The sequence below is a fragment of the Streptomyces sp. NPDC054770 genome (genome assembly GCF_053611985.1).
Genome location: NZ_JBSHBL010000056.1, coordinates 59,458 through 66,021 on the forward strand (window position 1 = coordinate 59,458; position 6,564 = coordinate 66,021).

Annotated in this window: 7 protein-coding genes; 4 read left to right on the forward strand and 3 right to left on the reverse strand. The window is 69.9% G+C overall.

Going from position 1 to position 6,564, the window contains the following annotated elements:
- Nucleotides 1–169: 169 nt before the first annotated feature.
- The gene (ychF, locus tag ACWGKQ_RS36475; RefSeq protein WP_453296328.1) at nucleotides 170–1,258 is read right to left on the reverse strand and encodes a redox-regulated ATPase YchF; all 1,089 of its coding nucleotides are present in this window, start codon (nucleotides 1,256–1,258) and stop codon (nucleotides 170–172) included.
- Between the two features lie 197 nt (nucleotides 1,259–1,455).
- Here ychF and ACWGKQ_RS36480 point away from each other — a divergent pair, with 197 nt between their 5' ends.
- Entirely contained in the window at nucleotides 1,456–1,992 is a 537-nt protein-coding gene (locus ACWGKQ_RS36480; RefSeq protein ID WP_453296329.1) for a DUF6542 domain-containing protein, read from the forward strand.
- An 11-nt stretch (nucleotides 1,993–2,003) separates the two neighbouring features.
- On the opposite strand, the gene ppgK is transcribed toward ACWGKQ_RS36480, so the two are convergent.
- Complete coding sequence (gene ppgK / locus ACWGKQ_RS36485; protein ID WP_453296330.1) at nucleotides 2,004–2,753, reverse strand: polyphosphate--glucose phosphotransferase; 750 nt, start codon at nucleotides 2,751–2,753, stop codon at nucleotides 2,004–2,006.
- A gap of 99 nt (nucleotides 2,754–2,852) precedes the next feature.
- Complete coding sequence (locus tag ACWGKQ_RS36490; RefSeq protein ID WP_453296331.1) at nucleotides 2,853–3,866, reverse strand: 4-hydroxy-3-methylbut-2-enyl diphosphate reductase; 1,014 nt, start codon at nucleotides 3,864–3,866, stop codon at nucleotides 2,853–2,855.
- Between the two features lie 348 nt (nucleotides 3,867–4,214).
- Here ACWGKQ_RS36490 and xseA point away from each other — a divergent pair, with 348 nt between their 5' ends.
- From xseA to ACWGKQ_RS36505, 3 genes are all read left to right on the forward strand, one after another.
- Complete coding sequence (gene xseA, locus ACWGKQ_RS36495) at nucleotides 4,215–5,423, forward strand: exodeoxyribonuclease VII large subunit (RefSeq protein ID WP_453296332.1); 1,209 nt, start codon at nucleotides 4,215–4,217, stop codon at nucleotides 5,421–5,423.
- Nucleotides 5,424–5,459: 36 nt separating this feature from the next.
- Complete coding sequence (locus ACWGKQ_RS36500; RefSeq protein ID WP_453296333.1) at nucleotides 5,460–5,687, forward strand: exodeoxyribonuclease VII small subunit; 228 nt, start codon at nucleotides 5,460–5,462, stop codon at nucleotides 5,685–5,687.
- Nucleotides 5,688–5,829: 142 nt separating this feature from the next.
- The gene (locus ACWGKQ_RS36505; protein ID WP_453296334.1) at nucleotides 5,830–6,420 is read left to right on the forward strand and encodes a malonic semialdehyde reductase; all 591 of its coding nucleotides are present in this window, start codon (nucleotides 5,830–5,832) and stop codon (nucleotides 6,418–6,420) included.
- The last annotated feature ends 144 nt before the right edge of the window (nucleotides 6,421–6,564 follow it).

The following is a 6,564-nucleotide window of genomic DNA, read 5'->3' on the forward strand; positions in this document are numbered from 1 at the left end:
GACACCCTGACCCATCTCCGCGACCACCCCGACCACACACCTGCCGAGCAGCGCCGCGGCTCGAGGCCGCTCCAACGACTCCAGACCACAAGGAAAGGGGCCCACCTCCAGAGGTGGGCCCCTTCTGACCTGGACTTTCCGAAACCCCAGAAAGTAGTCAGATGTTCAATTAAACATTGAAGCGGAACTCCACCACATCGCCGTCCTGCATCACGTAGTCCTTGCCCTCCATGCGGGCCTTGCCCTTGGCGCGGGCCTCGGTGACCGAGCCGGTTTCGATCAGGTCGTCGAAGGAGATGACCTCGGCCTTGATGAAGCCCTTCTGGAAGTCGGTGTGGATCACGCCGGCCGCCTCGGGGGCCGTGGCGCCCTTCTTGATCGTCCAGGCGCGGGATTCCTTGGGGCCGGCCGTGAGGTAGGTCTGGAGGCCGAGGGTGTTGAAGCCGACGCGGGCGAGGGTGGCGAGGCCCGGCTCCTCGGCGCCGACCGACTCCAGGAGCTCCAGGGCGTCCTCCTCGTCGAGCTCGGCGAGGTCCGCCTCCAGCTTGGCGTTGAGGAAGATCGCCTCGGCGGGGGCGACCAGGGCGCGCTGCTCGGTCTTGAAGTCCTCGTCGAGCAGTTCGTCCTCGTCGACGTTGAAGACGTAGAGGAACGGCTTGGTGGTGAGGAGGTGCAGGTCGTGGAGGAGCTCGGCGCGCTCCGAGCCCTGCACGATGCCGTGGGCGAAGAGCGTGTCGCCCTTCTCCAGGATCTCCTTGGCCTCCTCCACCGCCTTGACCTTGGGAGCCACGTCCTTCTTGATGCGCGACTCCTTCTGGAGGCGCGGGAGGACCTTCTCGATGGTCTGGAGGTCGGCCAGGATCAGCTCGGTGTTGATCGTCTCGATGTCGTCCTTCGGCGAGACCTTGCCGTCGACGTGCACGACGTTCTCGTCCTTGAAGGCGCGGATGACCTGGCAGATCGCGTCGGACTCACGGATGTTCGCGAGGAACTTGTTGCCCAGGCCCTCACCCTCGGAGGCGCCGCGCACGATGCCCGCGATGTCGACGAAGTCGACCGTGGCCGGGAGGATGCGCTCCGACTTGAAGATCGACGCCAGCTTGGCCAGGCGGGCGTCGGGCACGCCGACGACACCCACGTTGGGCTCGATCGTGGCGAACGGGTAGTTGGCCGCCAGCACGTCGTTCTTGGTCAGGGCGTTGAACAGGGTCGACTTGCCGACATTGGGCAGGCCGACGATTCCGATCGTGAGCGACACGTTGCGACTTCCCGTAGTGAGAGGGTGAGTGGGCCGAGGGGCTGCCCGTGCCGGCGGGCCGGCCGATCCACCAGTTTACGGGGTTCGCGCCCCCTGGCCGGCGCCCGCGTCGAACACCTGGACAGGCTCTGCTCTTCGGCTTGGTTTCGGCGTGTCTGGGCCACGATTGGGCACATAAACCGACCTAGGTTGGTCCGATGGAGCAACGCAGGACCCGACCCCGACAGCACGGCCCGAGCCGCGGTGCCCCCCGCGGGCCGCTGCCGCCGCAGGCGAGACGGCGGCCGGCGACGGCGGAGCGCCGGCCCGCTCCGGGAAGGTCGCGTCCGGCACCGGTGGCGGGGCCCGCGCGGGTGCCGAACCCACGGCTCACGGGGCTCGGCTGCGGCCTCTTCTGCATGGCCGTGATGTTCCTGCTCGGCTTCCTGGACGACCTGCTCCTCGGGGCGTCCCTGACCGTGTACGGCGTGCTGTTCCTGCCGGTGTCCGCGCTGACCGCGGTGTGGGTGCGCGGGGGCGATCTGCTGACCGCCCCCGTCGTCGCCCCGATCGCCTTCGCCGTCGGCCTGGCGACCGTGGCCGACGACGGCGGCGGTGGCTTCCTGGGCGGGGTGATGGGACTGGTGACGGCCCTGTCCACCCAGGCCGGCTGGCTCTACGGCGGGACGCTGATCGCCGGGGTGGTGGTCGTCGTCCGCCGGATCCGGCTGATCCGGCGGCGCCGCAGGGCCTGACGCCCGCGCGGCTACTTGGCGTGGTGGGCCGCGCGCATCGCCGCGCCCACGATCCCCGCGTTGTTCTGCAACTGGGCCGGGACGATCTCGGCCTTGATGCCCTCGATGTAGGGCAGGAACTTGTCGGCCTTGCGGCTCACCCCGCCGCCGATGATGAACAGGTTCGGGGTGAAGAGCATCTCGACGTGCGCCAGGTACTTGTCGACCCGGTGCCCCCACTGCTCCCAGCTGAGGTCGTGGTCCTCCTTGGCCTTGCTGGAGGCCTTCTTCTCCGCGTCGTGCCCGTCCAGCTCCAGGTGGCCCAGCTCGGTGTTGGGGACCAGCTCGCCGTCGACGAACAGGGCGCTGCCGATGCCGGTGCCGAAGGTGAGCAGGATGACGACGCCCTTACGGTCCCGGCCGGCGCCGAACTCCATCTCGGCCACGCCCGCCGCGTCCGCGTCGTTGACCACGGTCACCGGGAGGCCGCCGAGCCGCTCGCTGAACAGCGTGCGCGCGTCGGTGTCGATCCAGCTCTTGTCGACGTTCGCCGCCGTACGGATATGAGTACCGTCGGTGATCACGCCGGGGAAGGTGAGTCCGACCGGGCCGCTCCACCCGAAGTGGTCGACGACCTCCTTGACCCCGTCGGCGACGCTGTCGGGCGTCGCCGGGTGCGGGGTGAGCACCTTGCACCGCTCCTGGGCCAGGTCGCCCTTGTCCAGGTCCACGGGAGCGCCCTTGATCCCTGAACCACCGATGTCCACGCCGAAGATCTGCATGGCTCCACGTTACGTCGTACGACTGACAGTCACGACGTCGGGCGACCTCGCGATCACACAGTCGTACGACGCGTGATCACGCGGTCGTACGGCCGGCGTTCACTCCCCGGCGCCGCTGCCGCCGCGCTCGGCGACCAGGGTGGCGGCCTCTTCGCGCAGGTCACGGCGGAGTTCCTTGGGAAGCGAGAAGGTGATGGACTCCTCGGCCGCCTTGACGATCTCGACGTCGCCGTAGCCGCGCTCGGCCAGCCACTCCAGGACCTGCTCGACCAGCACCTCGGGCACCGAGGCGCCGGAGGTGACGCCGACGGTCGTCACGCCGTCCAGCCATGCGTCGTCGATCTCGCTGGCGAAGTCGACCAGGTAGGCGGCGCGGGAGCCGGCCAGCTTGGCGACCTCGACCAGGCGCTTGGAGTTGGAGGAGTTGCGGGAGCCGACCACGATGACCAGCTCGGCCTCGGCGCCCATCTGCTTCACGGCGAGCTGGCGGTTCTGCGTGGCGTAGCAGATGTCGTCGCTCGGCGGGGAGATGAGCTGGGGGAACTTCTCCTTGAGCGCGTCGACGGTCTCCATCGTCTCGTCGACGGAGAGCGTGGTCTGGGAGAGCCAGACGACCTTGGACTCGTCGCGGACCTCGACCTTGGCGACGTCCGCCGGGCCGTCGACCAGCTGGATGTGGTCGGGGGCCTCGCCGGAGGTGCCGATGACCTCCTCGTGGCCCTCGTGACCGATCAGGAGGATGTCGTAGTCGTCGTTGGCGAAGCGGACGGCTTCCTTGTGGACCTTGGTGACCAGCGGGCAGGTCGCGTCGATGGTGGCGAGGCGGCCGCGCTCGGCCTCCTCGTGGACGACGGGGGCGACGCCGTGCGCGGAGAACATCACGATGTTCCCGGGCGGGACCTCCTCGGTCCGCTCGACGAAGATCGCGCCCTTTCGCTCCAGGGTCTGCACGACGTACTTGTTGTGGACGATCTCGTGCCGGACATAGATCGGGGCCCCGTACTGCTCCAGGGCCTTCTCGACGGCGATCACGGCGCGGTCCACACCCGCGCAGTAGCCTCGGGGGGCGGCGAGCAGGACACGGCGGCCAGGCGAAGCAGTCATGGCACCCATCGTAAGGCCGCGATATGTCGCCCCCGCCGCCCCTACCCGTCCCGTCCTCCAGGGGGTGGGCCCCCTTCGACCGCCCGCTTCGGGGGCTGCCGCCCCCGGACCCCCGCTTCGGCCTTCGGCCTCGTCCTCAAACGCCGGACGGGCTGAGATGTGGCTCTCCTCCTCGAACGCCGGACGGGCTGAGATGTGGTTCTCCTCCTCGAACGCCGGATGGGCTGGGATGTGGTGCCGACCGGTCTTCGGCCTCAAACGCCGGATGGGCTGGGGGGTGGCTGTCGTCCTCAAACAGCGGACAGGCCGGTGGGGACGCTTGGCGGTGCTGTCAGTGCGCGCCGTTACTCTCGCCGCATGGCTATGAACACGTCTGCCGAGGCTCCCGTTCCCGTTGGGGAGGTGTCCCGGCTGATCGGGGGGTGGATCGATCGGCTCGGGGCGGTCTGGGTCGAGGGGCAGATCACTCAGCTGTCGCGGCGGCCGGGGGCGGGGGTCGTGTTTCTGACCTTGCGGGATCCGTCGTACGACATCTCGATCGGGGTCACCTGTTATCGGCAGGTGTTCGACGCCGTGGCGGACGTGGTCGGCGAGGGGGCCCGGGTCGTCGTGCACGCGAAGCCGGAGTGGTACGCACCGCGCGGGCAGCTGTCCCTGCGGGCGGCCGAGATAAGGCCGGTCGGGGTCGGGGAGCTGCTGGCGCGGCTGGAGATGCTGAAGAAGGCGCTGGCCGCGGAGGGGCTGTTCGCCGCCGCGCGGAAGAAACCGTTGCCGTTTCTGCCGCAGTTGATCGGGCTGGTGTGCGGAAGGGCCTCGGCGGCCGAGCGGGACGTGCTGGAGAACGCCCGGCATCGGTGGCCGGCGGTGCGGTTCGAGGTGCGGAACGTGCCGGTGCAGGGCGTGCACGCGGTGCCGCAGGTCGTGCAGGCCGTGAAGGAGCTCGACGCGATGGAGGAGGTGGATGTGATCATCGTCGCGCGCGGGGGCGGCAGCGTGGAGGATCTGCTGCCGTTCTCCGACGAGCAGCTGGTGCGGGCGGTCGCCGGGTGCCGTACGCCGGTCGTCTCCGCCATCGGGCACGAGCCCGACAATCCGCTGCTCGACTATGTCGCCGACCTGCGCGCCTCCACCCCTACCGATGCCGCCAAGAAGGTCGTCCCGGACGTCGGGGAAGAGCTGGAGCGGGTGCGGATGCTGCGGGACCGGGGGCGGCGGTGCGTCGACGCGCTGGTGGGCCGGGAGGAGCGGGGGCTGGCGCATGCGCTCGCGCGGCCGGCCATGGAGGATCCGCACCGGATGGTCGACGAGCGGGCCGATCACATCGCCTCGCTGGTCGATCGTTCGCGGCGCTGTCTCGGGCATCTGCTGGACCGCGCCGACTCCGAGCTGACGCACACGCACGCGCGCGTGGTGGCCCTCTCCCCCGCCGCCACGCTGAAGCGCGGTTACGCCGTGCTGCAGAAGGGCGACGGCCAGGTGGTGCGGGACAGCGCGGAGGTCGAGCCGGGCGAGGCGCTGCGGGCGCGGGTCGCGGACGGGGAGTTCACGGTGCGGGTGGACGGCTAGAACCATGTCGTACGGGCGGATGAGAGAGGTAAGCGCATGACCGGCAAGACGGAGGAGACGCTCTCCTACGAGCAGGCGCGGGACGAGCTGATCGAGACCGTGCGGCGGCTGGAGGCCGGCGGGACGAGCCTCGAGGAGTCGCTGGCGCTCTGGGAGCGGGGCGAGGAGCTGGCCAAGGTGTGCCGGCGGTGGCTGGAGGGGGCGCGGGCGCGGCTGGACGCGGCGCTGGCCGAGGAAGAGGAAGAGGGGGAGGGAGAGGACTGAGGGGGGCCGTCCGTGTGAGGCGGATCACCGTGGTCCGGTTTTGGTTGAAGGTTGAATATCCCCCCGCGTATGGTCGTGCCGTCAGCCTATCCGGACCGCGGTCCGGATGTGAATCGCGACGCGACCTCTAGGAAGTTCAACCATGTCTCTCGTTCTCGACCCCAACGCTCAGGACCTGCTGTTCCGCGAGGCCCGCACCGCCAACACCTTCACCGACGAGCCGGTGACCGACGAGCAGGTGCAGGCGATCTACGACCTGGTCAAGTTCGGCCCGACCTCCATGAACCAGTCGCCGCTGCGTGTTGTCCTGGTCCGCTCCCCCGAGGCCCGTGAGCGCCTGGTGAAGCACATGGCCGAGGGCAACCAGAAGAAGACCGCCACCGCCCCGCTGGTCGCGATCCTCGCCGCGGACAACGAGTTCCACGAGGAGCTGCCGGAGCTCTTCCCGCACTTCCCGCAGGCCAAGGACGCCATCTTCGGCGACCGCGCGGTGCGTGAGGGCAGCGCGGCCCTGAACGCCGCCCTCCAGGCCGCCTACTTCATCATCGGCATCCGCGCCGCCGGCCTCGCCGCCGGCCCGATGACCGGCGTCGACTTCGCGGGCATCCAGAAGGAGTTCCTGGACGACGACCACACCCCGTTCGTCGTCATCAACATCGGCAAGCCGGGCCCGGACGCCTGGTTCCCGCGCTCCCCGCGCCTCGCGTACGACGACGTCGTCACGACCGTCTGAGCCCGGCCGCAGAGCCGCGGGGTGGGCCCCCGCCAACCCCCCCGGGGCCCCCACGCCGGCCCCAACCGGCCCGGGCGGGAGGGCAAAATACAGGGCGCCGCCCGAATGGTCAGCGGGGTGTATGGGGGCCGGGCGGCCCCCACC